General features: G+C 64.1%; 20 protein-coding genes and 1 tRNA gene. 10 read left to right on the plus strand and 11 right to left on the minus strand.

Translation table 11 applies throughout. The features are described from left to right. Positions 1–35 precede the first annotated feature (35 nt). The 4 genes from bfr to MBR110_RS07115 all read right to left on the minus strand — a co-directional run bounded on the left by bfr (position 36) and on the right by MBR110_RS07115 (position 3,887). Entirely contained in the window at positions 36–512 is a 477-nt protein-coding gene (gene bfr, locus MBR110_RS07100) for a bacterioferritin (RefSeq protein ID WP_011885484.1), read from the minus strand. Positions 513–714: 202 nt separating this feature from the next. Further along, positions 715–2,238, minus strand: coding sequence for a fumarate hydratase (locus tag MBR110_RS07105; protein ID WP_034194836.1), 1,524 nt, complete (start codon positions 2,236–2,238; stop codon positions 715–717). A 42-nt stretch (positions 2,239–2,280) separates the two neighbouring features. Further along, positions 2,281–2,862 (minus strand): TIGR00645 family protein, encoded by a 582-nt coding sequence (locus tag MBR110_RS07110; protein WP_011885482.1) that lies wholly within the window; start codon positions 2,860–2,862, stop codon positions 2,281–2,283. Positions 2,863–2,984: 122 nt separating this feature from the next. Beyond that, positions 2,985–3,887, minus strand: a complete 903-nt coding sequence (locus MBR110_RS07115; protein ID WP_011885481.1) for a DMT family transporter — start codon at positions 3,885–3,887, stop codon at positions 2,985–2,987. Positions 3,888–4,203: 316 nt separating this feature from the next. Here MBR110_RS07115 and acs point away from each other — a divergent pair, with 316 nt between their 5' ends. The 3 genes from acs to MBR110_RS07130 all read left to right on the plus strand — a co-directional run bounded on the left by acs (position 4,204) and on the right by MBR110_RS07130 (position 8,642). Continuing rightward, on the plus strand, positions 4,204–6,186 hold the full coding sequence (gene acs / locus MBR110_RS07120; protein WP_181709235.1) for an acetate--CoA ligase: 1,983 nt from the start codon (positions 4,204–4,206) through the stop codon (positions 6,184–6,186). Positions 6,187–6,272: 86 nt separating this feature from the next. After that, positions 6,273–6,623 carry a DUF4212 domain-containing protein gene (locus MBR110_RS07125; protein WP_011885479.1) on the plus strand — a complete coding sequence of 117 codons (351 nt, stop codon included), beginning with the start codon at positions 6,273–6,275 and terminating at the stop codon, positions 6,621–6,623. 3 nt (positions 6,624–6,626) lie between these two features. Continuing rightward, positions 6,627–8,642, plus strand: a complete 2,016-nt coding sequence (locus MBR110_RS07130) for a sodium:solute symporter family protein (protein WP_011885478.1) — start codon at positions 6,627–6,629, stop codon at positions 8,640–8,642. A 181-nt stretch (positions 8,643–8,823) separates the two neighbouring features. On the opposite strand, the gene MBR110_RS07135 is transcribed toward MBR110_RS07130, so the two are convergent. The 5 genes from MBR110_RS07135 to MBR110_RS07155 form a co-directional block, all read right to left on the minus strand. Continuing rightward, positions 8,824–9,075, minus strand: coding sequence for a PAAR domain-containing protein (locus tag MBR110_RS07135; RefSeq protein WP_059719197.1), 252 nt, complete (start codon positions 9,073–9,075; stop codon positions 8,824–8,826). Between the two features lie 12 nt (positions 9,076–9,087). Further along, positions 9,088–9,750, minus strand: a complete 663-nt coding sequence (locus MBR110_RS07140; RefSeq protein ID WP_081059005.1) for a hypothetical protein — start codon at positions 9,748–9,750, stop codon at positions 9,088–9,090. Next, positions 9,747–12,545, minus strand: a complete 2,799-nt coding sequence (locus MBR110_RS07145; protein WP_059735821.1) for a glycoside hydrolase family 108 protein — start codon at positions 12,543–12,545, stop codon at positions 9,747–9,749. Before MBR110_RS07145 ends, MBR110_RS07140 begins: the two co-directional genes overlap by 4 nt. 58 nt (positions 12,546–12,603) lie before the next feature. Further along, a complete protein-coding gene (locus MBR110_RS07150; RefSeq protein WP_059735819.1) occupies positions 12,604–15,111 on the minus strand; it encodes a type VI secretion system Vgr family protein in 2,508 nt (835 codons plus the stop codon). A 1,013-nt stretch (positions 15,112–16,124) separates the two neighbouring features. Then, positions 16,125–16,215: transfer RNA gene (locus tag MBR110_RS07155), tRNA-Ser, on the minus strand. Between the two features lie 767 nt (positions 16,216–16,982). Here MBR110_RS07155 and MBR110_RS07160 point away from each other — a divergent pair. The 6 genes from MBR110_RS07160 to MBR110_RS07185 all read left to right on the plus strand — a co-directional run bounded on the left by MBR110_RS07160 (position 16,983) and on the right by MBR110_RS07185 (position 22,372). Beyond that, positions 16,983–18,086: a toxic anion resistance protein gene (locus MBR110_RS07160; RefSeq protein ID WP_181709236.1), complete on the plus strand. Its 1,104-nt coding sequence runs from the start codon at positions 16,983–16,985 to the stop codon at positions 18,084–18,086. Between the two features lie 11 nt (positions 18,087–18,097). Then, complete coding sequence (locus tag MBR110_RS07165; RefSeq protein ID WP_011885465.1) at positions 18,098–18,835, plus strand: VWA domain-containing protein; 738 nt, start codon at positions 18,098–18,100, stop codon at positions 18,833–18,835. Between the two features lie 44 nt (positions 18,836–18,879). Continuing rightward, positions 18,880–19,896, plus strand: coding sequence for a DUF475 domain-containing protein (locus MBR110_RS07170; RefSeq protein ID WP_045578939.1), 1,017 nt, complete (start codon positions 18,880–18,882; stop codon positions 19,894–19,896). Between the two features lie 92 nt (positions 19,897–19,988). After that, on the plus strand, positions 19,989–20,645 hold the full coding sequence (locus MBR110_RS07175) for a TerD family protein (protein ID WP_181709237.1): 657 nt from the start codon (positions 19,989–19,991) through the stop codon (positions 20,643–20,645). A gap of 45 nt (positions 20,646–20,690) precedes the next feature. Next, on the plus strand, positions 20,691–21,557 hold the full coding sequence (locus MBR110_RS07180; protein ID WP_059568299.1) for a hypothetical protein: 867 nt from the start codon (positions 20,691–20,693) through the stop codon (positions 21,555–21,557). Positions 21,558–21,751: 194 nt separating this feature from the next. Continuing rightward, complete coding sequence (locus tag MBR110_RS07185) at positions 21,752–22,372, plus strand: HAD family hydrolase (protein WP_059475957.1); 621 nt, start codon at positions 21,752–21,754, stop codon at positions 22,370–22,372. 21 nt (positions 22,373–22,393) lie between these two features. Here the strand turns inward: MBR110_RS07185 and MBR110_RS07190 are convergent, their stop codons facing one another. Beyond that, positions 22,394–23,506 carry a fatty acid desaturase gene (locus tag MBR110_RS07190; RefSeq protein ID WP_181709238.1) on the minus strand — a complete coding sequence of 371 codons (1,113 nt, stop codon included), beginning with the start codon at positions 23,504–23,506 and terminating at the stop codon, positions 22,394–22,396. Positions 23,507–23,746: 240 nt separating this feature from the next. Here MBR110_RS07190 and MBR110_RS07195 point away from each other — a divergent pair, with 240 nt between their 5' ends. Next, positions 23,747–24,784 carry an AraC family transcriptional regulator gene (locus MBR110_RS07195; protein WP_045578942.1) on the plus strand — a complete coding sequence of 346 codons (1,038 nt, stop codon included), beginning with the start codon at positions 23,747–23,749 and terminating at the stop codon, positions 24,782–24,784. Positions 24,785–24,821: 37 nt separating this feature from the next. On the opposite strand, the gene MBR110_RS07200 is transcribed toward MBR110_RS07195, so the two are convergent. Next, entirely contained in the window at positions 24,822–25,871 is a 1,050-nt protein-coding gene (locus MBR110_RS07200) for a lactonase family protein (protein ID WP_011885459.1), read from the minus strand. Positions 25,872–25,965: the final 94 nt, after the last annotated feature.

Consider the following 25,965-nt stretch of genomic DNA (forward strand, 5'->3'; position numbering starts at 1 on the left):
GCGGGCGAAGCGGGCGATCCTGGCGAGCGTGCCGGTTACTCCGGCGAGCCCATCATCGTCTGCTGATAGTTCTGCAGGCCGACCTTGCCGATCAGGTCGATCTGCGTTTCGAGCCAGTCGATATGCTCTTCGGTGTCGTCGAGGATCTTTTCGAAGATCTCGCGCGATACGTAATCACGCACCGATTCGCAGTAGGCGATCGCCTCCTTGCACGTCGCCTGCGAGATCTGCTCGAGCTTCAGGTCGCACTTCAGGATCTCTTCGGTTTCCTCGCCGACCAGCAGCTTGTGCAGGTCCTGCAGATTCGGCAGGCCGTCGAGCATGAACACGCGCTCGATCAGCCAGTCGGCGTGCTTCATTTCGCCGATCGATTCGTCGTATTCGTGCTTGCCGAGTTTTTCGAGGCCCCAGTGCTTGTACATGCGCGCATGCAGGAAGTACTGGTTGATCGCGGTGAGTTCGTTCTTCAGTTGGGCGTTCAGATATTCGATGACTTTCTTGTCGCCTTGCATGGCTGTTCCTTGATCGGTGGGGCTTCAGAAACCGAACGATAATCGCTCGAACGGGAAAAGCCAAGCGTCGAAGCCTGGCCGCGGCTGGCCATTGCGCGCGATGCGCGGCGGCCGTCGCGCGCGTGCCGCGGCCGATGTCGGCCACGACAAGTAAAAAGGCCGGACTTGCGTCCGGCCTTGTGCGCAAGCGGGTTCGCGCCGCTTAAGCGGTTGCGACCGGGATCTTGCCGATCTTCGCCTGCCATTCCTTCGGACCGGTCTGGTGCACCGACGTGCCCGACGAATCGACCGCCACCGTCACCGGCATGTCCTGCACGTCGAACTCGTAGATCGCTTCCATGCCGAGGTCTTCGAATGCGAGCACCTTCGCGCCGCGGATCGCCTTCGACACCAGGTATGCCGCGCCGCCGACCGCCATCAGGTACGCGGCCTTGTGCTTCTTGATCGCGTCGATCGCGACCGGGCCGCGTTCCGCCTTGCCGACCATCGAGATCAGGCCCGTCTGCGCGAGCATCATCTCGGTGAACTTGTCCATCCGCGTGGCCGTCGTCGGGCCGGCCGGGCCGACCACTTCGTCACGCACCGGATCGACCGGACCGACGTAATAGATCACGCGGTTGGTGAAGTCGACCGGCAGCTTCTCGCCCTTCGCGAGCATGTCGGCGATGCGCTTGTGCGCGGCGTCGCGGCCCGTGAGCATCTTGCCCGACAGCAGCAGCGTCTGGCCCGGCGTCCAGCTCGCGACTTCTTCCGGCGTCAGCGTGTTCAGGTCGACGCGCTTGCTCGTCTCGGTGTTCGGTTCCCACTGGACCTTCGGCCATGCGTCGAGCGACGGCGCTTCGAGCTTCGCCGCGCCCGAGCCGTCGAGCACGAAGTGCGCGTGGCGCGTCGCCGCGCAGTTCGGGATCAGGGCGACCGGCTTCGACGCCGCGTGCGTCGGCGCGGCCATGATCTTCACGTCGAGCACGGTCGCCAGGCCGCCGAGGCCCTGTGCGCCGATGCCGAGGGCGTTGACCTTCTCGTGCAGCTCGACACGCAGTTCCTCGATCCAGTCCTTCGGGCCGCGCGCGATGATTTCCTGGATGTCGATCGGCTCCATCAGCGATTCCTTCGCCATCAGCATCGCCTTTTCGGCGGTGCCGCCGATGCCGATCCCGAGCATGCCCGGCGGGCACCAGCCCGCGCCCATCGTCGGGACCGTCTTCAGCACCCAGTCGACGATCGAATCGGACGGGTTCAGCATCACGAACTTCGACTTGTTCTCCGAGCCGCCGCCCTTCGCCGCCACCTGCACGTCGACTTTGTCGCCCGGCACGATCTCGTAGTGGATCACGGCCGGCGTGTTGTCCTTGGTGTTCTTGCGGGCGCCTTCAGGCGGATTGACGATCGACGCGCGCAGCACGTTGTCCGGGTGCGTGTAACCGCGGCGCACGCCTTCGTTGATCATGTCGGTGACGCTCATCGTCGCGCCGTCCCAGCGCACGTCCATGCCGACCTTCACGAAGACCGTCACGATGCCGGTGTCCTGGCAGATCGGGCGCTTGCCTTCCGCGCACATGCGGCTGTTCGTGAGGATCTGCGCGATCGCGTCCTTCGCGGCCGGGCTCTGCTCGAGCTCGTACGCGCGGCCGAGCGCCTGGATGTAGTCGAGCGGGTGGTAGTAGCTGATGTACTGCAGCGAATCCGCGATGCTCTGGATCAGGTCTTCCTGTTTGATGACGGTCATGGCTGAGACTCTGTGGGACAGTGGGGAATGCATGGGCGGCCGTCAGGCCGCCGGTCGGGACGCCGCTGACGCGTGCGCCTCGTGGAAATGGGCCGGGTGCGTGTGCGTCGTCAGGCGGTCGACCCACGCCATCACGAGCGCCGACACCAGGAACGACAGGTGGATGAGTACCTGCCACATGATCGCGTGCGTCGTGTGCTGATCGGGATTGATGAAGGTCTTCAGCAGGTGGATCGACGAGATGCTGATCAGCGCCATCGACAGCTTGACCTTCAGCACGCCGGCGTTCACGTGGTCGAGCCACTCGGGCTCGTCGGGATGGCCTTCGATGCCCAGGCGCGACACGAACGTTTCGTAGCCGCCGACGATCACCATGATCAGCAGGTTCGAGATCATCACCACGTCGATCAGGCCGAGCACCGCGAGCATCACGGTGACCTCGTCGAGGCCGCTCGCGTGCGACAGCAGGTGCCAGACTTCCTTCAGGAACAGGAACACATAGATGCCCTGCGCGACGATCAGACCCAGATAAAGCGGAACCTGGAGCCAGCGGCTCATGAAGATCAGCGCGGGCAGCGGGCGCAGCGAGCGGCGGCCGGGGCCGGGCGAATGCGGGGCGGACATGGTGGCGGTGCGGGCGCGGGGCGCAGGTATCGGGGGTAACGATGAAACGCGATGAAACGGCGCGCTATTGTAACGCGTTGGCCGGCGCGGCTGCAGCGACGCGCCGACGGGGCGGGGACGGATCAGGCCGCGGCGCTCGGCGCGCGCTTCACGCGCAGGCTCGCGAGCACGATTCCGGTGACGACGCATGCGAGCGCGACGCCGTGCGCGAGCGTCGGGCGCTCGCCGAGGAACGCGATCCCGTAGGCGGCGGCCGCGACCGGCAGCACCGCGCTGAACACGCCCGCGAGGCTGCCCGGCACGTGGCGGATGCCCTTCATCCACAGCCAGAACGAGAAGATGCTGGCCGACAGCCCGTACCAGACGACGAGCCCCCACGTGCCGGCCGGCACGCTCGCATAATCGAAATGCCACAGCGCGCCGGCGCCGAGCGGCAGCATCAGGAACAGGCCGAACAGGTGCGTGTAGGCGCAGATGTCGATCGGGGCGAGCGTCTGCGTGAGCCGACGCGACAGGATCACGTAGATCGATTCGCAGCACACCGCGCCGAGCATCAGCAGGTTGCCGGTGAGCGAGCCGGCGGAGGCGCTGCCTGCGTTGCCGGAGTTGCCGTTCGCGAGGTTGATCGTCACGACGCCGGCGATGGCGAGCGCGATCGATACGAGCGCACGGCCGTTCGGTTTTTCGCGCAGGATCAGCCAGGCGAACAGCGCGACGATCGCGGGAATCGTGCTGGTGATCACGCCGGCGGCGACCGCGCTCGTGCGCTGCACGCCGTTGAGCATCAGCAGCGTGAACATGAAGGTGCCGAAGAATGCCTGCAGAAACAGGTTCAGCCATTCGGCGCGGCGCACCGCGCGCATCTTCACGGGGCTGAACAGCGGCCACAGCACGGCGATCGCGATCACGAAGCGCAGCGTGGCGAGAATGGCGACCGGAACGAACACGACGATGGATTTGCCGATACCGACGTTGCTGCCGACGAGCAGCATCGACAGGATCAGGAAGAAGGCGTAGCGATTCAAGCTGGAGTCCGGGGGGCGAGTTCAGTTAGGATTGTAGGGTCGCGTTTGTAACAGCGTAAAGCGGCCGTCCGCTACGCAGTGCACGTGTGTGCTGCGCACGGCCGCGTAAGTGATGGGTAAGTTCGAACGCTTATCGTGGAAACCGCCGGGCTGCACGCGCGTCGCCGTTTGACGTGGTGCGGCGCAGCATCGTGCGCAGCCTCCTCCGGGCCGCGCGCGGGTGAGTGGGAGACAGCGGCGCGCAAGCGCCGGCCAAGACGCGGCGCGCACGATCGCGCCGCCATGCAGAGGATTCATGTTCACCAAGGGGTAGTCGATGTCTGCGATTGAATCGGTTCTTCACGAAACCCGTCAGTTTGCGCCGCCCGCGGCGCTCGAGAAGACGGCGACCATTTCCGGCATGCCGGCCTACCGCGCGCTCGTCGCCGAGGCCGAGCAGGACTACGAGGGCTTCTGGGCGCGTCTCGCGCGCGAGAACCTGAGCTGGCACAAGCCGTTCACCAAGGTGCTCGACGAGAGCAACGCGCCGTTCTGCACGTGGTTCGACGACGGCGAGCTCAACGCGTCGTACAACTGCCTCGACCGTCACGTCGAAGCCGGCAACGGCCAGCGCGTCGCGGTGATCTTCGAGGCCGACGACGGCACCGTCACGCGCGTCACCTACGCCGAGCTGCTCGCGCGCGTGTCGCGCTTCGCCAATGCGCTGAAAAAACGCGGCATCGGCAAGGGCGATCGCGTCGTCATCTACATCCCGATGTCGATCGAAGGCATCGTCGCGATGCAGGCCTGCGCGCGCATCGGCGCCACGCACTCGGTCGTGTTCGGCGGCTTCTCCGCCAAATCGCTGAACGAGCGGCTCGTCGACGTCGGCGCGGTCGCGCTGATCACCGCCGACGAGCAGGCGCGCGGCGGCAAGACGCTCCCGCTCAAGAGCATCGCCGACGAAGCGATCGCGATGGGCGGCTGCGACGCGGTCAAGAGCGTGATCGTCTATCGCCGCACCGGCGGCAAGATCGACTGGCATGCCGGGCGCGATCTGTGGATGCACGAGCTCGCCGACGCCGAGTCCGACCACTGCCCGCCAGAATGGGTCGGCGCCGAGCATCCGCTGTTCATCCTCTACACCTCCGGCTCGACCGGCAAGCCGAAGGGTGTGCAGCACAGCACCGGCGGCTACCTGCTGTGGGCCGCGCAGACGATGAAGTGGACCTTCGACTGGAAGCCCGACGACGTGTTCTGGTGTACGGCCGACATCGGCTGGGTCACCGGCCACACGTACATCACCTACGGGCCGCTCGCATGCGGCGGCACGCAGGTCGTGTTCGAGGGCGTGCCGACCTACCCGGACGCCGGGCGCTTCTGGAAGATGATCGCCGACCACCAGGTCAGCGTGTTCTACACCGCGCCGACCGCGATCCGTTCGCTGATCAAGGCCGCCGACGCCGACGACAAGGTCCACCCGAAGAGCTACGACCTGTCGAGCCTGCGCATCATCGGCACGGTCGGCGAGCCGATCAATCCGGACGCATGGATGTGGTATCACAAGCACGTGGGCGGCGAGCGCTGCCCGATCGTCGACACCTGGTGGCAGACCGAAACCGGCGGCCACATGATCACGCCGCTGCCGGGCGCGACGCCGACGGTGCCCGGTTCGTGTACGCTGCCGCTGCCGGGGATCATGGCCGCGGTGGTCGACGAGACGGGCCAGGACGTGCCCAACGGGCAAGGCGGGATCCTGGTGGTCAAGCGTCCGTGGCCGTCGATGATCCGCACGATCTGGGGCGACCCGGAGCGCTTCAGGAAGAGCTACTACCCGGACGAGCTCGGCGGCGGGCTGTATCTGGCGGGCGACGGCACGGTGCGCGACAAGGACACCGGTTACTTCACGATCATGGGGCGCATCGACGACGTGCTGAACGTGTCGGGCCACCGGCTCGGCACGATGGAGATCGAGTCGGCGCTGGTGTCGCACGAGCTGGTGGCGGAAGCGGCCGTGGTCGGCCGGCCGGACGACACGACGGGCGAGGCGGTGGTCGCGTTCGTGGTGCTCAAGCGCTCGCGCCCTGAAGGCGACGAGGCCGCGGCGCTGGCCAAGGCGCTGCGCGACTGGGTCGGCAAGCAGATCGGGCCGATCGCGAAGCCGAAGGACATCCGTTTCGGCGACAACCTGCCGAAGACGCGCTCGGGCAAGATCATGCGGCGCCTGCTGCGCTCGCTCGCGAAGGGCGAGGCGATCACGCAGGACACCTCCACGCTCGAGAATCCGGCGATTCTGGAGCAGCTCACCGAGGTGCGGTAAACGTTCCTGTCGCGCGCGTTGCGCGCACGAGCCCCTGCGCGGCAATCCCGATTGCTCCGCGCAGGGGCTTTTTGCTAAATAACGGCATGACCGTTTCGTCCCGTCCGGCGCGCGCTGCGCCGCCGCCCGTCCCAGAGCCGCTCGCGCGCGCCCATGCGCGCTATTGGCGCTTCAACGTCGCGCTGATCGCGGTGCTGATGACGATCGGCTTCACCGTGTCGTTCGTCGTGCCGTTCTTCGCACCCGCGCTCGCGGGCATTCGCTTCGCCGGTTTCAGCCTGCCGTTCTACTTCGGCGCGCAGGGGGCGATCCTCGTGTACCTCGTGCTGATCGTCGTGTACATCGGCCTGATGCAGCGCGCCGATCGCTTGCTGCGGCGCGCGTACGACCAGCATGCCGCGCATGCCGACGACGTCGGAACCGGAACCGGGCGCTGATCCATGCTCACGCATCGACTGATTCGCGCCTACGCGCTCTACACGCTGGGTTTTCTCGGCTTCGTGCTGCTGCTGTGGCGCATCGAGCGCGCGACCGGCTCCGGCGTGTGGATCGGCTACGTATTCCTGTTCGTGCCGATCGCCGTGTATGCGGTGATCGGGTTGCTGTCGCGCACGTCCGATCTCGTCGAATACTACGTGGCCGGGCGGCGCGTGCCGTCCGCGTTCAACGGGATGGCGACGGCGGCCGACTGGCTGTCGGCGGCGTCGTTCATCGGGCTGGCCGGCTCGCTCTATGCAACCGGTTACGACGCGCTCGCCTACGTGATGGGGTGGACGGGCGGTTTCTGTCTGGTCGCGTTCCTGCTCGCGCCGTACGTGCGCAAGCTCGCGCGGTACACGATCCCGGACTTTCTCGGCACGCGCTTTTCGAGCACCGCGGTGCGGGCGCTCGCGGCGGGTGCGGCGATCCTGTGCTCGTTCGTCTATCTGGTCGCGCAGATCCAGGGGATCGGGCTGATCGCGACGCGCTTCATCGGCGTCGATTTCGCGATCGGGATCTTCTGCGGACTCGCCGGCATTCTCGTGTGCTCGTTTCTCGGCGGCATGCGTGCGGTCACGTGGACGCAGGTCGCGCAGTACGTCATTCTCATCAGTGCGATTCTGGTTCCGGTGTCGCTGATCGCGATGAAGAACGGGCTCGGGCCCGTGCCGCAGTTCAATTACGGCAAGCTGATGGAGCGCATCGCGGCGCGCGAGGCGCAGGTGCGCGACGCCGCCGACGAGCAGCAGGTGCGCGCTGAGTATCGGCGGCAAGCCGCGCTCGTGCAGGCGCAACTGGATCGCCTGCCGGCGTCGTATGCGGACGCGCGCCGGCGACTCGTCGAGCAGCTGGCGGACCTGCGGCGTCACAATGGGCCGCTGCGCGAGATCAACCAGCGGGAACGGGAGCTTGCCGACTTTCCGCGCGACCCGACGGCGGCGCGCGTGGCGTGGGGCCAGGCGCGCGACGACCTGCTCGCGCGGGCCGAGCCGCCGGTGCCGATGCACGCGCCGTTTCCCGCGGCGAGCGAAGATGCGCGCAAGCCGCGCGAGCGGAATTTTCTTGCGCTGCTGTTGTGCCTGTCGCTCGGGACCGCGAGCCTCCCGCACATCCTCACGCGCTACAACACGACGACGTCGGTGGCATCCGCGCGGCGCTCCGTCGGCTGGACATTGTTCTTCATCGCATTGTTCTACCTGAGCGTGCCCGTGCTCGCGGTGATGATCAAGTACGAGATTCTGACGAACCTCGTCGGGCGGCCGATCGCGGAGCTACCGGCGTGGGTCACGCAGTGGCATCACTTCGAACCGGACCTGATCAGCGTGGTCGAGGTGATACGCGACGGTATCGTCCACTGGTCGGAGATCCAGATGCAGCCGGACATGGTCGTGCTCGCTGCGCCGGAGATCGCGGGCCTGCCGTACGTCGTGTCGGGGCTGATTGCGGCGGGCGCGCTGGCGGCGGCGCTGTCGACCGCGGACGGGTTGCTGCTGACGATCGCGAACGCGTTGTCGCATGACGTCTATTACTGCATGGTCGCGCCGCACGCCACGAGCCAGCGGCGTGTGACGATTTCGAAGGTGCTGCTGCTCGGCGTGGCGCTGTTCGCGTCGTATGTCGCGTCGCTCAATACGGGGAAGATTCTGTTTCTGGTGGGCGCGGCGTTTTCGCTCGCGGCGTCCAGTTTCTTTCCGGTACTCGTGCTCGGTGTGTTCTGGAAGCGGACCACCACGCGCGGTGCAATCGCCGGGATGGTGACCGGGCTCGCGGTGTGCGTGTATTACATCGTGTCGACGTATCCGCTTTTCACGCAGCTTACCGGGTTTGCGGGGCCGACCTGGTTCGGTATCGAGCCGATCAGTTCGGGCGTGTTCGGCGTGCCGGCCGGGTTTGCGGTGGCGATCGCGGTCAGTTTGGTCGATCGGGAGCCGGATGAGTATACGCGGGCGTTGGTGGATTACATTCGGCATCCTTGAGGGGGAGGGAGGGGCGGCGTCATGCGGTCAGCTCAGTGCTAGTGATCGATGGAAGACGCGTTCGAGCAATATGAGCGGGTGTCGCCGCAACGGCGCGGCTGACGGCTTCCAGCGCCCGCGGAGCGGCTCCTCCGAGAGCGCGGATTGTCGTGGACGACGTATAGGCTGTTCGAACTCTGGATTATGCAAGACTCGAGATCAGATGACAGCCGCACGTGGCGCGATGGCCATGCCGTGCGATCGGGATGCCGTCGTCCGTCATCGACGGATCGCCTTCTTCGATGAGGTTCGGTGAGACATCCGGATGCTGCGGGCACGATACGCGGTCGCCCTTGCGGGCGACATAGCGGCCGTCGAAGCGCATCGAAGTTGACCCTGTTTCGACCTTGCCGCCGTGGTCGGTGTCGTCACCTACCCGAATCAAATTGATCATCTTCGTTCCGGGCTATGGGCATGCGTTAACTGTGCCGCACTCAATCCAGCGCTCTATAATCCTTCCGTCTTTTGCAGTATATCTAACCCTCCAGAACTTGAGGTCGTCAGAAATATTCAACAATTCAACCACATCCCCTTTTATTATGTAGGATTTTGATTTATTTTTACTGAATGGTTCTGCGTATAGGTACGCTCGATTCGCTGTCACCTGCCTATTCTTGGATGCTTTGCTGTCCTTGGTCAGGTAAACGTCGAATGGGCCGTAAAAAAAATCACCATCTGGACTTTTTGTCACCTTCCAGTGTAGCTCTCCGTTATTTAGTGAAATATCCGAGACTCCATTTTTTGCCCCAAAGAACGAGAAGAAGTTGATCGTGGCGTGCAAGCCGTCGGGCGACATCGTGCCATCCAGATTGTTCGTTCCTTCTGGGTCGCAATCAATTCTTCGCCCTTCATCGGTGATAAAGCAATAGCTCCCTGCGACTTGATTGCCTGAGGATTTGTGTAATTTAATGACAAAAGTGGAATAAGGCTTCTTGCCTTCGTGTTGAGCAGACACATACCGCCATTCCCCAAGAAGTGGGCTCACCTCAGTTTGAGGCACTTGCGCAATCGCCGCCTCGAATCCAATAAGAAGACACAGGCCAATAAAAATGCGCATCAATCTATTCATAGTTTTACCTGAAGGCAATCGTCAACACGGCCAAGCCAGCCCTTCAAAAAAACGACTTGGCTAGAATCATTGTCGACCAGCATCTTGTAATATTTTCGGCGAATTTCTGCGATATCCTGGAGCAACTGGTCCTGATCTTGAACCGCGTTTATCGCTTTGATTGTATTGGGGCCAAGACCGCCATCTTCACCCACCCCGGCTCCGTATTTCGAATTCAGCATTTTCTGAATTTGCTTCACGGCGCCGCCAGATGTAATCGTCCAGTCGTACGTCATAAGAGCAACGCGGTCGTCACGGAATTGGCAAAATCCTTTAGGTTCCCAGAATCTCTTCAAATAAATTACCTCCGCTTGACTCTCGGTAAGCGCTTTTAGATTTTCGACGGTTGGCTCAACCCCAAGGTCTTCCTTGGCATATTTCTGCCACGTCGGCCAAGCTATCCCTCTATTTGTGAACCCACCTTTATCGTTTTTGTTGTTCACAATTCCACCCTCGTGATTCAGAATAATTTTAGATATCTTCTTGAAGCGAGCGGCGCAATCGCCACAACCCTCTTCGCTTTTTTGGGCGAAGTTTCCAATCAACCCGATCGGATGGAGATGCCACGGGTTAGGGTCCTTCGGAAAACCCTTCACGCTGGTGACCTGCTCCCACCACTGCAACTTACCGATTCGTTCGATTTCGGTCTTCCACAGCCACAGCAGCTTCTTCATCAGCGGCGACAGCGCTTCCCACTTACCCAGGCCGCCGCCCCATTCACTTTCGCAGCGCACGACGAGGTGGGAGAGGGCTTCTGCCATCCACCGCGTTTCCTGCGCGTGCTTCAGCTCCTGAGCCGTCACTTTCCCATCGTGGTTCGCGTCAATGGCCTTCTCGAGCGTCGTTATAAGCGGACTTCCGTTGACCGTGGCCGCGCTCGTCTCGAATTCGGTTTTATCTTCGTCGGCCAGAAACAGTTCTGCGACGTGGATGTAGCGCTTGAGCATGTCGATCGGCATGATGCTACTGTTATCGATCAGTTCGAAGCCCGGCCAGTCCCACGGCCCGCACATTCGCACGAGCGGATGGTCTCGCTCGCATACCCATCCATCGCGTGTTTTGCCGTCCTTGGCGCCGATCGTCACGTAATACCAGCGGCGCCCCTTGTCGTCTTTCGCGATGCTCCCCGCGCCGTTCTTCTCCAGGTCGGCAGTTCGGAACACGTCACGGAAATCCGCGCCCGGCCCCTTTGCGTTCGAGAAGCTCAACGGGAAATCCTTCCAACCGGGTACGATTGCGGTAGTGGTCGTGTCGGCGAGGCTGCCGTCGACCCAGACAGGCGTACCGGCGTCGTTGAATGCCGGTTTCGCGTGGCGGCTGCCATGTACGGGGGCGGCCGTTTTCGGTTGTACCTTGACCCACTTGCCCTTCGAGTCGCCGGCGAGAGGTGCAAGTTTGACGCCGGGTTGCAGCTTCTGGTCCGGTTCCGGCAGATCGCTGACCAGCCGCGCGCCCCGCGAGATTTCCAGAAACGCTTTGGACGCAGGTAACTGCTTGGCTCGCTCTCGACTCCTTTGGATAAACGCTTCGAGCTCGGGGCCGGCGAACACCTCCAAGTGCAGCAGTGGCCGAGTCGGTTTCGCTGGCAACAGCTTCGCATCCGGGTAGCGCAGATAATGACCGAGGTGGCCGATCACGTCGCCTGCCTTGACTGCGTATGGTTGTTTGAGCACCACGACCGTGTCCAGCGGTTTCGGGTCCACTATAGGATCAAGCTCCCCCAGGAAGACGTATCCGTACGGTGCGTGCGGTGATACAGGCTGACCGACGATTGCTGCGACCGCGGTACCGGTTTTGATCGTCTTGATCTTCGCCCAACCGGGCTTTGCCTTTGCCTGTTCGTCCGTATCCGAGACAATCAATTCCGCACCCTTCGGCAAGATGCCAATGATCTTGCCGTTCGGCAGATCACGGATGCGGAGCCCCATGATCGGGGAGGGGAGCGGTGTCGCGTCTTTCCCTGCTTGATCCGGTTCGGCCGGCGGTTCGAAATTGTTTCGGATGAGGTCGCCCAGCGGATCACTATCGGCACTGTTTCGCTGCGGCGGCATAGGTGCCTTCGGCAATGGGCCATCTTGCTTGTCCTGCGCTTTTTCGCCGACCCGGTAGTAACGGTCGCCTTCCCAATACGGCATCGGCGCTATGTTCAGCTTGGATAGGTCGACTCGAGCGACCTTTGCCTGTTCCGCTACCGACTGGTAGCTATTCCAGTCCATCGTATGCATGTACAGGCTGAAGAGTGTGAGCGTCTCATCCGGCGCCGGTTTGTTCTGTGCCGGCGTCGAATTGGACGCTGGTACGGGCTCCCCATCAGAATTTTTCGCGGGGGCCGGTTTCGGCGGCAGAGGCGGTGGCAATTGCAGTCGATGGCGGACCAGTACGAAGCCCGTCGAATATAGCGCGTGCCGGCCGTCCTGGTAATCCTGCTCCGGATATTTGCTGTCGAGTCTGTACGCGACGACTTCACCGTCGGCAATCGCGCGAATGCCGTCGCCTTGCTTCAGTTGCGCGCTCGTGTTTTGGTCGAAGTGGATGCCGCCGTGCCACATACCGTTCGCGCCTAGTGGATAGGATCCATCCTCAGCGACCGCAAGAGCCTTCATGTAGGTCATCGGATCGGATGCGTCCTCCTTGCCGGCGGGAGTGAATGGGAAGGCCCAGTTCAGCGGCGTGTAAGGCGGTGTTGCGGGTGTGCTCGGCGCGGCTGCGGGGTTGGCCGGCGCGGCTGGCTTCTGGGAAGGGTTTTTTTTGCTCATGTTTCTCGGAATCTCTCGTTTTCTCTTTTTTGTCGCTACGGGGTTGCCAGGCCAGGCGTCAGCCGGAGAAGAGCGAACCCCGCCCGCCGTCAGTCGACACCGGTGTTGCCTGCAACGGATCGCGAATCGTCCCGCTCGCGCCGCTCGACTTGTCCCAATTCCCGCATTTTTCCAGAATCTGTCCGGTCGTCACGTTCTCGATCAAACCGCCCTTGATGCTGATATACGAGCCGCCCGCGCCGATCCACACCTCCTTCGCGGCCGTCAGAATCAGCCGTCCGTCCGCGCTTTCGATCTTCACGTCCTGCAGCCCCACCAGCGAGGCCGAGCCGCTTTGCGCCTGAATGTCTACCGGTCCCTTTGCCGCGAAAATCTTGACGCCGAGGTTTTGCGCGAACAGGCTGATTCTGTCGAGCACACTGACCAGTAACGCTTTACCGGCGGCCAAGTTAACGTTCTTGCCTGCAACAACGTTCGCGTGCTGGTTCGCGGTCACATGCACCGATTGCTGCGTCGACGCGGCGATACCTTCAGGACTCGACAGCAGCATCACCGGTTTCGAAAAACCGTTCGCATTGCCCGTGCCGCCGCCGGCAGTACGGCCGCCGCTGGCAGAACCCGCGACCGTGTGCTGCGTTGCGTCGGTGAACGACTTCAGCGCGGCCTGACCGTCCTGGAGGCTTTCGGCGCGGTTCGTTTCACTGGCCTTCGACACGGTCTCGAGCACGGCTTCCGCGCCGGCAAGCGGATCGGTGGCGGCCGTTACGTTCAGCGGCTGGGCGGTGGCCGGCTGCGTCGATACATAGAGGCCCTGTTCGGCGCGCACAGCGCCGTATGCGCCGGACTTCAGGTCGAACCCGTTGCCAAGGAACGAGCCGCGCGTGTTATCGGATTGTTCGATCAGGTAACCCAAATGCAGGTGAGAACTGTAGCTAGACGAGTAGAGCTGAACCCGGTTCTGCCCCGTCGCATCGTCCATGACGAGCTGGTTGAAGCCGTCGCCGCCATACTCACGCGAACGAAACCCGGACAGCAGGCCGTGCGTGTGCCACACCGGCATCGTCGCGCCCCCATGCAAACGCGACACGATGACGGGCCGGTCGCAGTCGCCATTGACGAATCCGAGGAGCACCTGATCACCTTTGCGCAACGGGAAGTAGCCGCCGCGCTTCGAGCCTGCGTCCGGCATCGCCGCGCGAATCCACGACGTCGACTTTGTATTGCGATCGTTCCGGCTGTTCGACGTCCGGACCCGCACGCGATTGCCATCGTCCGTGGCGATTTCTTCGTCGCTGTCGGTTACGACGATCGCCGTCTGCAAGTGCATCTCCGGCTTGTCATGCTCGAACGGGCTGCGGAACGGCGTCTTGCGGCGTTGCGCTTCGATCTCGACGTGGAAGAATCCGATACCGCCATCGCGGTGGCTCACAGTCGCGCCGGCCCCGGCCGCCTTCACCTGTTCGATCTCGCTGCGCAGGCTGCGCGGGAAGCGGGTTAGGGCGTCCATTCCTGGCAGGTTGTTTTGAATCAGCCAATCGCTCGCGATGATCGACAGTTCGCGCTCTTCGTCAGGCAATGCGTCGAGGACGGGATGCCCCGACACTTTGAACCAGTAGCCGGGCAGCGCGTAGCGGGGACTACCGATCGCAAAATAGCGCTTTGCTCTGGACGCCCATTCCTCGGTTCGAATACGCGCCTGTTGTTGTCCGGCATCGGATTCGGCCCAGGTCTGTGAGCCGGTATATAGATAATCCTCGCCTTGGCCCGGCAGATCTTCCAGGTCGGCCGCCGGCATGCTGATTTGTTTGTCGAGATCCGGGCGCTTGTAGTCGACGGTGCCGAGCGCAAGCGTTGCGCTTTGTGCATCTTGCTGCTCGCTCAGCTGCGTGAGGCCATCGAAATCCTCGTCGGTACCCGCGTGGCTGAACTTCATCTCCGAATTCGGCAGTGACGGCCCGAAATACAGGTCGTCCATCATCACGACCTTGTGCGACTTGCCATCCTTCGCGAAATCGAAGCGCGCAAATACGCCGACTTCCTCCAGGCTGCGATGCACGAAATTCCAGTCGGTTTCCCACTGCACGCGGTGCGAATACGAGCGCATCGCCGCGCGCAGTTCCTGCCCATAGTTACCGGAAGCCTGCGAATGCTTGTCGAACACGTCGGTGAGAATTTGCCAGCCGCTCGCTTCCTGCCAGTCGCGCCGATCGCTGCTCAGCTTCAGAAAGCTCAGCCACGAAGAAAACTGAAGCTGGAAATACGAGACGCTCCCGTCGTTTCCGAGGCGGCGAGCCCGCTGCACATAGCCATGGATCGGCAGATAGCCGCCGTCGGTCTGGCGAATCCACAGCGTGACGGGTTGCAGCATCAGCGCGCTGAGCTTGATCTTGTCGCCCATGACGGACGACGCGTCGACGGTCACTTCGAAATTGCGCCCGAGTCGCGCGTTGACCTTGACGTACAGCGGCGTGAGCCAGTCCTCGCCGAGCGGCGTGTCGAGTTTGACGATGCGATCGAACTGCGCGTAACCGCCGCGCAACACCTTCAGCAATACTTCCCCGCTCATGCCATTACCCCGTTTCTCGAGAACGCGATCGTTATCCGACATCCCGGCGCCGGAATTGTGTCAGTGCCAAATGAATCTTTCAAACAAATAACGATTTATTTGGATTTGCTTTCATTTTGGTGCGGAAATCCTAAAAGCCGCGCCTCGGCTGATCGCGCGAAAGATCATATCAAAGGGAATTCAATACGGTAAATGTCCGGTAACCATTTTTGAAAGTCTTCTCGAAACCATCGGGCATGTAATTTTTACTATTTTGTGGCTGTCTCGTTATGTGATGAGTAAATAATTACCGATTTTCGATGCGGCGTCATATCCCGTCACCGGATGATAAGGGGCACATCGTCTTTCCGTCGGCAACGTCGAGCACGAGTGCGCACGCGCCCCCTACCTGGACGTACGCCAGCATCAGTCACTTTCCTGACCGGAGTTTTCATCCGGATAAGACGGATGGGTGCTTGATATCCTGCCTTTGATATAGGCGATTCGGTTGCGATATGCGTCGAGTAAGCACGCACTGTCTGCGCAGGAATTGCGGACCGTCCTGAGCCATTCGATTTGATCCAGCCGAATCGGGTCCTGATATGAGATTTCTTTCGAATCGGCTTGGCGCATCGCGACGTAGCCACGATTGACGGTTGCATCCAGCTTGAGCAGTTCTCGGTTTCTACAAATGAGAGATGCTCGCCATTCGTGCCGGGCTTACTGCAATCAAAAACTCTCCCTGCATGCGCCGGCGCACGGGGCGAGCGCTCGAACACGTATGCCCACGAACCGTCGGGGAGTACCAGTTTGTCCGGCGATCACCCGTGCGTAACGAAATTGACCGTTCGCCGGTGACGCCTGCCACGGAGGCTTGGGCGGAAGTAGAGAACGCCGAGCTGCGATGTAGCGACGTACGAAGAAGGTAGCGCGAAGGCGGGTTGATCCACGAAAAACTCAGGCTCGCTCGGCGAAACGAGTGTCGTGAACCAATGAAAAAAGCCCTTGAAGACTCAAGGGCTTTTAGGGTGTTCTGGCGGAGAGAGGGGGATTCGAACCCCCGATAGGCGATTAACCTATACACGCTTTCCAGGCGTGCGACTTAAACCACTCATCCATCTCTCCGGAAGACCGAGAGTATAGCAAACTCTGGTGGCGGCCCGCCAGCCCCTCGATTTCCCGGCAGAGCGTCCCACGCTGGCAGGGCTGCCGGGGCTGGTCATGCGTCTTCGGCCCGCCAGGGACGTCGTGCCTGCCACGGACATTGGCGCTCTGTTCGATCAGGCGACCGATGCGCATCGATCGCATCCAGACGAACACGCATGCAATCGCGCGGCGCACACCTCCAAGTCGACACCCCCCGACGCCGGCTGACATCCACTGCACACTGCACACTGCGCACGCAGACCAATGCAATCCCTTCGCTCTACTGCGCATGAAGCCCGCCTTCATCGTGACGAGCAATTCGACGTACTACGCGGTTCATCACGGCCAGCTTGCCGCGCTTTATTGCCCGATCACGGTCAATCAAGCCAGCCGCCGAGCATTCCATCTTCCGAGCATCGAATGCCCACCGATCCGTCGCGCCACCCCTTCGAACCCCGACATTTCATTTCTCTTTCGCATTCGTCGCGCGTGTAAGGTTGTGCGCCTTCCGCAGTCCCGAAAACTTCCCCGATAGCGGAATAACCGCAGCCTTTTCACCACCAGGCCCGCGCAAGACCTTACAAAACGAATGGAAATTGTAAAAATCACGTCGCTTGACGCGATGCGCGTCGGCATTTATTGTCCGTCTGCCGTACGTGAGAGAGCACGTACGTCAATCGCAGATGCGCGCATCTGCGCACACCACAACGCGTAGCAAAAAGCAGAAAAGGAAACGTGGTAGCCACATGAAGCCGCTATTCGACGACAAGAAATCCGATGCGGTCAGCGATCGTCCTTCCATGCCGTCTTCGGCGCCCGTCGCAGTGTCCGCCGCGACCAATGCAGCCAACGTTCTTCGAGTGCCGCCGGCGTATCCGACAGAACCCGCGCGCCTGATCACCGTCGACGAAATCGATCAACTCGGTGCCACGCAGGGCGCGCGCATCGCCGCCTTCTCGCAGCAGATCCTGGCGAGCGTGCGCGCGTCCGACGCCGACCAGTTCGGTGACAAGCTCAACGAACTGATCGCGACGGCGAAGGGGCTCGACCCGCGCGGCGCCGACAAGGGCGGCCTCCTCACGCAGGTCACGCGCCTGTTCCGCTCGACCAAGGAGAAACTTCTTTCGCAGTACGAGTCGGTGAGCAAGCGCATGGACACGCTCGTCGTCGAGCTCGAACACCACGCACAGCGGCAGAAGGCCGGCATCGACGAGCTCGAGCGGATGTACAACGACAACTACGCGCTGCATCAGGATCTCGCACAGGCCAAAGCGCACGGCGAAGCGGCGCTTGCGGCGTTGCGCGCGCACGCCGCGGCAGGCCATCCTGCGGACGACGCGTTCGCCGCGCAACGCCTGCTCGACGTGAAACGCAAGATCGACGCGCTCGAAAGCAAGCTCGACGACCTCGATCGCGCGATGCTGATGTCGAAGCAGCTTGCGCCGCAGATCCGGATGGAGCAGGACCAGAAACGCACGCTCACGTCGAAGTTCATGACGATCAAGACCGTGCTGATCCCGGCATGGACCAACGCGTTCGCGCTCTACCTCGAGCAGTTGAGCACGAAGCGCGCGGCGGCGCTGGCGAACGCGACCTACGACGCGGCCGACGAGGCGATCCGCGCCCAGGCCGACCTGAATCGTCAGAACGCGCAGGACATCGCGAAGCTGGGCCAGCGTCCGGTGATCTCGACCGACACGTTCGAATACGCGCAGCAACAACTGTTCGGCGCATTCGACGACGTCACGCAGATCATCGCCGACGGCAAGCGTCAGCGCGAGCAGGACGCACCGCGCCTGCGCCAGCTCGAACAGGAACTGATCACCCGATTCGCTCCGAAGCACAACTGAGAGAACCCCGCATGATTACGCTTGAGAAACGCGCGGCGAAGGTCGCGATCGTCCTCGAAAAACGTCAGCTGCTGAAGCCGCCCGTCGTGCGCGTCGGCGCCGCGCTCGATATCTCCGGCTCCGCGAAGCCGCTGTACGAATCGGGCGTGATCCAGGAGACGCACGACCGGATCCTCGGCATTGCGCTGAAGTTCGACGACAACGGCGAAGTCGACACGTGGACCTTCACCGAAGGCTACGACCGCCTGCCGACCGCGACGCCCGACAACTACGGCGCGTACATCTCCGACCACGTGCTGAACGCGCGGATCGACAAGTGGGGCGGCACGCAGTACGCGCCGGTGATGAACGACATCGTCGACTTCTTCTTCAGGGCGCCGGAGCCGAAGCGCGCAGCGAAACGCGGCTTCCTGAGCCGGCTGTTCGGCGCCGCAGAGGAGGCGGCGCCGGCCGCGTCGACGCCCGCGAACGGACACCTGCCCGCATGGGTGCTGTTCGTCACCGACGGCCAGAACCCGAAGAACGACCGCAAGCGCGTACGTCAGCTGCTGGCCGAATCGCAGCACTTCCCGCTGTACTGGTCGCTCGTCGGCGTCGGCGATCCGAGCGAATTCGACTTTCTCGCGGAAGTCGCCGATGACATGCCGAACGTCGGCTTCCTGCATCTCGAATCGCTCGACGTCAGCGACGAGCAGATCTACGAGCAACTGATCACGCAGGAATTCTGCGACTGGGTGCGCGCGAAGTAAGCGCGACCCGCTCGCCCATTTTTCCCCAACCCGATTACTCCATCATGTTGAAAGACTTCAAGATTCCGCTGGCCCTTACGGTGCTCGCACTGGTCGCCGCCTATCTGCTCGGCGGCGTGAAGGACATGCTGATCGTCGCCGTGCTGTCGGTGCTCGAAATCTCGCTGTCGCTCGACAACGCGGTCGTCAATGCATCGGTCCTCAAGAACTGGTCGGAGAAGTGGCGCAACCGCTTCATGGTGTTCGGCCTGCCGGTCGCGGTGTTCGGCATGCGGCTCGTGTTCCCGCTGCTGATCGTCGCGGTGATCGGCCATATCGGCCTGCTCGACGCACTGACGCTCGCGATCGAAGCGCCGGAGAAGTACGCGGCGGTGCTGACGTCCGCGCATCACGAGGTGTCGGCGTTCGGCGGCGCGTTCCTGCTGATGGTGTTCTTCAAGTTCATGCTCGACAAGGAGAAGGACGAACACTGGATCGGCTTCCTCGAAGGCCCGATGCGTCATCTCGGCCGCATCACGGCGCTCGAAGTGGCGCTGACGCTCGCGATCGTGATCGTCGCGTCATTCTACGTGCCCGCGGCCGAGCAGGTCAGCTTCCTGCTCGCCGGCGCGTTCGGCGTGATCGGCTTCGTGATCGCGCATGGCGTGGGCGACCTGGTCGGCGGCGAGGATACGGGCACGCGCGTGGTGCGCGAAGGCGTCGCGGGCTTCATGTATCTCGAAGTGCTCGACTCGTCGTTCAGCTTCGACGGCGTGATCGGCGCCTTCGCGCTGTCGAACAACATCTTCCTGATCGCGCTGGGCCTCGGCGTCGGCGCGGCCTACATCCGCGAGATGACGCTCGTGCTGCTCAAGAAGGGCACGCTCGCGCAGTACCGCTATCTCGAGCACGGCGCGTTCTGGGCGATCGGCGCGCTCGCGACGATCATGTTCGTCGGCGTGAAGCTCGACGTGCCCGAGGTCGTCACCGGGCTGATCGGCGCGGCGACGATCGCAGCGGCGGTGGGGTCGTCGATCGTCGTGCAACGCAAGGAAGACCGGGCCGCCGTCGTGGGCGAGTGAGCGCGCGGCGCGCAAGCGATCAAACGAAGGGCCGCGCGGTGCGGCCCGGCATTGCCGCCGGCGCAACGGCGGTTCCAGCAGAAGAGGTTCAGATGATCAATTTGTCGAAAGGCGGTCGCGTCAACCTGTCGAAGGAAGCGCCCGGCACGCAGAAATTCCGCATCGGTCTCGGTTGGGACGCGAACGGGACGGACACGGGCACGGACTTCGATCTCGACGTGTCGGTGTTTCTTTGCAAGTACGACGCGCAGAGCAATCCGAAGCTGATCTCGGATCAGCACTTCGTGTTCTACAACAGCGAGGTGCGCACGATGGATCGCAACGAAACGTACATCCAGCCCGGTGACGACTTTCCGAAGCGCGGGATGCCCGCGTCGAAGTGTCTGGGCGTCGTGCACAGCGGCGACAACCGCACCGGCAGCGGCGACGGCGACGACGAAGTGATCTTCATCGACATGACGAAGCTGGCGGCCGACATCGACGAGATCTCGGTGATCGTGACGATCGATCAGGCTGAAGCGCGCCGCCAGAATTTCGGCCAGGTGCGTAACAGCTACATCCAGATCGCCGACGAAGTGTCCGGCGCGGTGATCGCGAAGTACGCGCTCGAGGAAGACTTCTCGATGGAGACGTCGGTGCAGGTCGGCAGCTTCTATCGGCGCGATGGCCAGTTCATGTTCAAGGCGGTCGGCGCGGGCTACAACCGCGGGCTCGGCGACTTCGTGCGCGCATACGGCGGCGCCGTCTGACCGGCGGCCGCGCCAAGCGAACCGCCGCGGGGCAGGACAGACGCGATGAAGAAGCCGTCCGACGGGCCGAAGCCGCTCGAATTCGACACGACGTCCGTGCGCACGGTCGGGCGACCGCTGTTCGACCCGCCGCCCGCCGCGGGCGCGTCGGGCGAACGCGCGCCCACGCGGCCCGTGCCGCAAGCGCTCGAGTTCGGGCCGGTGCCCGAGCGTGCGCCGCGCGCGGCGCCCGTCGATGCGCCCGGCCGCGCCCTGTTCGGCGAATCGAATCACCCGCAGCTCGACGCGTGCTTTCGCGCGGCGCAGGCGCGCTTCCCGAATCTTTATCCCGATTGCGCGCCGCGCATCGAGCGGCACATCCGGCAACTGGTGCCGCTCAAGCTCGCGACGGTCGCGACGATCGGCGACGCTGCGTTGGAGACGGCCGGCAACCTCGTCGAGGCCGTCGCGGCGACGACCCGCGAGTTCAACGCGCTCGGCGCGGCCGACATGATGGCCGGCATGCTCGCGCAGGCGACGCGCAAGGCGGGCAGGTTCGAGCGCTGGTTCGGCGCGGCGTCCGCGGAGGTCGACTACCGCGCGGCGCTCGGCGCGCTCAAGCATTCGCTCGGCTTCTTTCCGCGCCGCACCGAAGAACTCGCGGCGAAGGTTCGTCACGCGGAGGAGCATCTCGTGATCGTGCTCGCCGCGTTGAGCGCAGTCGCGGACGTCGTGCGCGCGCCGGATGACGCGGGCGTCGAACGCACGCTGCACGATCGCCGCAACATCGTCGCGCAGGCGGTTCGGCAGATCGGGATGCAACCGGCGCAGCTGCGCGCGCTCGACGAACGCGTGACCGATCTGTTGTCGCGCGCGGATCATCTGATGAACATCGTGCTGCCGGCGGCGCTGGCGGCGCGGCCGCAGCGCTGAGCGGCGGCGGTGAGCGCACCGACAGCACCGACAGCACCGATCACAACGCCGGGTGACACAAGCAACGCCAGCAACACCATCGACGCCAGCAGCGCCCCCACCATGCCCGCATGCTCCACCGCACGCGATCCGGTTTCACGTGTCTTGCCTAGAGTCTGCTATCTTCCCCGGCATTTCATCGTTATCCCGTTGCCATGACCGACCGCATCGTCGCCGCATTCGATTTCGACGGCACCATCACGACCTCCGATAGCTTCCGTCATTTCGTTCGCTACGCGGTCGGCACGCGGCGATTCGCGTGGGCCGGCCTGCGCGCGCTGCCGTGGATCGTCGCGATGAAAGCGGGGCTGCTGTCGCGCGGCGACGCGAAGGCGAAGTTCGCATGGTTCGCGCTCGGACCGGCCGATGAAGCCGCGCTCGACGCGCTCGCGTGCAGCTTCGTCGACGACTATCTGCCGCAGCTCGTGCGCGCCGACATGCTCGAGCGCGTGCGCGAGCATCACGCGCGCGGTCACGAGGTCGTGCTGGTGAGCGCATCGCCGTCGCTGTATCTCGAGAAGTGGGCGAAGACGGCCGGCATCGATACGGTGCTCGCCACGCGCCTTGCCTTCGAGCGCGGCAGGTTCACGGGCCTGCTCGCGGGCGAGAACTGCTGGGGTCCGCAGAAGGTCGTGCGTCTGCGCGGCTGGTGGGGGAACCGGCCGCCCGCCACGCTGTTCGCGTACGGCGACAGCCGCGGCGACAAGGAAATGGCCGAACTCGCGAACCACGCATGGATCCGCGGACAAGGCCCGCTGCCGCCCATCGCCGAATGACGCGATCGGCGCATGCCGTGCTCACGCGTCTTGCTGCACGCGCGGCGCGCCGCCGGCCGGACCGCGGCGCGCACCCCATCGGTTCGCACGCTTGAACGTCGCGACGTCGTTGAAGCGCACGCCGACGTCACGCAGCGCCGCGTGCGCGGTGCGCGCGGTCAGCTGCCGGATATAGAACGGATCGCGCACCACGAAGTGATGGATCGCGTGCGTGCTGCCGAAATTGCAGCAGAACAGCTGAAACGGCAGCATCCACCACGGGTTGAGCACCTGGGTCTGCTGGATCACGTTGCGCGGATCGATGTCGCCGAAATAATGCATGTTCGAGCTGACGAAGTTGATGCAGAAGCTGCGCACGAAGTTCGGCGCCAGCCACACGACCGCGACGAAATCGACGACGTGCATCGCGCGCGCGACGACGACCGGCACGCTCGCCGCGTAGCCGAACGCATGCAGCACGAGCGACCCGGCGTGGTAGACGATGAACGCATGCCACAGCGCGTAATACAGGTGTCCGAGCGGCATGTACGACGACACCTGCTCGATGCGCAATTGCGCGCGCTCCGCCGCGTCGCGCACCGGTTGCGCGGCCACGTACTGGCCGACCTTGCGGCGCATCGTCTGCGGCCGCAGCACGACGGCGAGCATTCCGTCCGCGAGCATCAGCAGCCGCTTGATACCCCACGGCTCGCCGTTGGTGATGCCGAATTCCTCGAGATCCGATTCGCCGCCCGACACCTTGTGATGATGCAGGTGCATGCGGCGGCGCGTCCACGGGTTGATCGTGCCCGGCCGGGCGAGCCAGCAGAGCGCCATCATCAGGTGATGGGCCCACGGCGTCTTCTTGAAGTACATCAGATGGATCAGGTCGTGTTCGAGCTCGTGAATCAGCGACGTGACGAACGCGACGGCCGGCACCGCGACGTACCACGCGATCGCGCCGCGCGCGTACAGCCACGCGATCGCGAGCATCGCAGCGACCGATACGGCCATCACGGTCGCACCCACGAGGCTCTGCTGGTCGAGCAACGGAAAGCGCGCGCGCAGCGCGTCGCTCGCCGCATTGACCTCGCGGCGCACGTACGCGACCTTGTCCGCGTCGTCGCGAAAAACGGGTGGTGCGGGTTGGCTCATCGACCGGAATCCATGTGGAAAAAGTGAGGCGCAATGCCGATCCCGGCAGGATAGGCCGCACGAGCCGCGCGCGCGAGGGCCGCCGGTGCCAATTGCGGTGTCATTTCGGGCCATCGCGTGCGGGGCGCCGGCCATTGCCGCAGGCAGCAGGCAGCAGGCAGCACGCCCTAGAGGCGCGCCGCGGTGTCATCACGGGCCGCCGACGCTACAATCCGCCGAAACCGCCCGGGAGTCCGCCGCATGGCCCAGTCAGTCCCGGATGCCGCGCGCCAGCTGCACAAGGCGACGGTGTCCTCCGCGTATGCGCTGTTCATGCTGATGCTGGCGGAGGAGCGCGGCATCGACGGCGATCGCATCCTCGCCGGCTCGGGCGTCGAGCGTGAGCGGCTCGCGCAACCCGACGCGCGCATCACGCCGTTGCAGCAGGCGGCGATCGTGTTCAACCTGCTCGACGCGACGAACGACCCGTCGATCGCGATCGAGATCGGCCTGCGCAGCAGTCTGACCAAAGCCGGCTTGATCGGCTTCGGGCTGATGAGCTGCGCAACGCTCGGCGAGGCCATCGCGCTCGGGATCCGCTATCTGCCGACCCGTGTGCCATTCTTTTCGGTGCGGCTCGTGCAGCTCGACGGGACGGTCGACATCGACGTGTACGACGCGTTTCCGCTCGGCCGGCTGCGTCAGTTCGCGGTCGAGAATTTCCTCGTCGAGACGGCGATGCTGTTCAACTCGCTGCTCGATCCGGCGCCGGCGCGCACGTGGCAGTCGCGCGCGGAGCTGCATTTCGAATGGCCGGAGCCGCCGTGGTTCGAGCGCTACCGGGCGCGGTTGCCGCGCTGCCATTTCGATGCGAGCGTGAATCGCATCCGCTGCGACGCCGCGCTGCTCGACGAGCCGATCGGCACGGCGAACGCGCAGACCGCGCAGATGATCGTGCAGCAATGCGACGCGGAGCTCGCGCGGCTCGGCTATGCGGAAAGCATCGTCGAGCGCGTGCGCAACCTGCTGATCTGCGGCGCGCACGGCTATCCGTCGGTGGACGACGTCGCGCGCGAGCTGCATGTGTCGACGCGCACGTTGAAGCGCAAGCTCGCGGAATTCGGCGCAACCTATTCGGCGCTGCTCGACGAAATCCGGCTGCGCGACGCGCTGCGGCTGCTCGAGGGCACGCAATTGCCGGTCGACGAGATCGCGGCGCGGGTCGGCTACACCGACCGCGCGAATTTCACGCGCGCGTTCAAGCGTTGGACCGGCGTGGCCCCAAGCGCGCGGCGCTGATCGCGCCGGCGGCGCGGCCCGTCGGCGGTCCGATCGTTCAAATCATCGCGATCCAGTTCGCACCGCGTCCGCCCGCCACGCGTGCATGCGGCGTGAGCGTGCCGTCGTCCGGCGCGATCGCGTACACCGACACGTATTCCGACAGCTCGCCGCACGCGACGAGCCAGCGTCCCGACGGATCGATTGCGAAGCCGCGCGGCTGCGTTTCGGTGGGCGTCGCATGCGCGGGCGCGTACGTGCCGTCGGGCGTACGGCGATAGCACAGCAACTGGCTCGACGTCCGCTCGCTGACATAGGCGAACCGTTCGTCGGGCGTCAGGTGCAGATCCGCCGCCCATACGGACGGCACGGCGGGCGCCGGCGGACGCGCATGGCCGTGCGCGAGCCCCGCGACGGCCGGGTGATGGGCGCTGACCTGCGCGTCGCCGAGGCGGCCGCTCGCCGCGTCGCGCGTGAAGGTCGCGAGCGTCGCCTGGAATTCGCTGACCGCGACGAGTGCATGGCCGTCGCGCGCGAAGTGCAGGTGACGCGGCCCGAAGCCGCCCGGCACGCGGGTTTCGCCGTGTTCGAGCACACGCAGGCCGTCGGCATCCTCGACCAGCGCGAACGTGAAGATCCGGTCCGAACCGAGCGAGCTGACGTAGGCGAAACGATTGTCCGGCGACACGACGACCGCATGCGCTTTCGCGAGGTCGGTCACGACCTGCAGCGGCGTGCCGTCGCCGTCGCGCACGCGCGCGGCGTCGTAGACGCTCAACGAGCTGCCGCCGTACGACGCGCCGAGCAGCCAGCGGCCGCTGCGGTCGAGCGACAGATAGGCATGGCTCGCGTCGATCGCGGTCGCGCCGACGCGCGCGAATGCGCCGCTCGCCGGCGCGATGCGGAACGCGACGATGGCCGGTTGCTCGCCGCGGGCCGCGACGTACAGACGCGCGCGATCGGGCTGCACGGCGATCGGCATCACGGCGTCGCCGGCCGGGTAGCGGGCGAGCGGCGCCAACGCACCGTCGGACGCGAGCGAGAAGGTGGCGAGCTCGCCGTCGGCGGCATTCGATACGACGACGGTCAGGCGATCAGTGTTCGGCATGGCGGAGCATCGTGGTGGGTGTGATGAGGCTGGGGTCGGCGGGCCGCGCGGTCGGCATGAGCGGGCGCAGCGGGCGCACGTGCGACTTCACTTT

The sequence above is a fragment of the Burkholderia sp. MBR-1 genome (assembly GCF_013822785.1).
Lineage (GTDB): Bacteria > Pseudomonadota > Gammaproteobacteria > Burkholderiales > Burkholderiaceae > Burkholderia > Burkholderia vietnamiensis.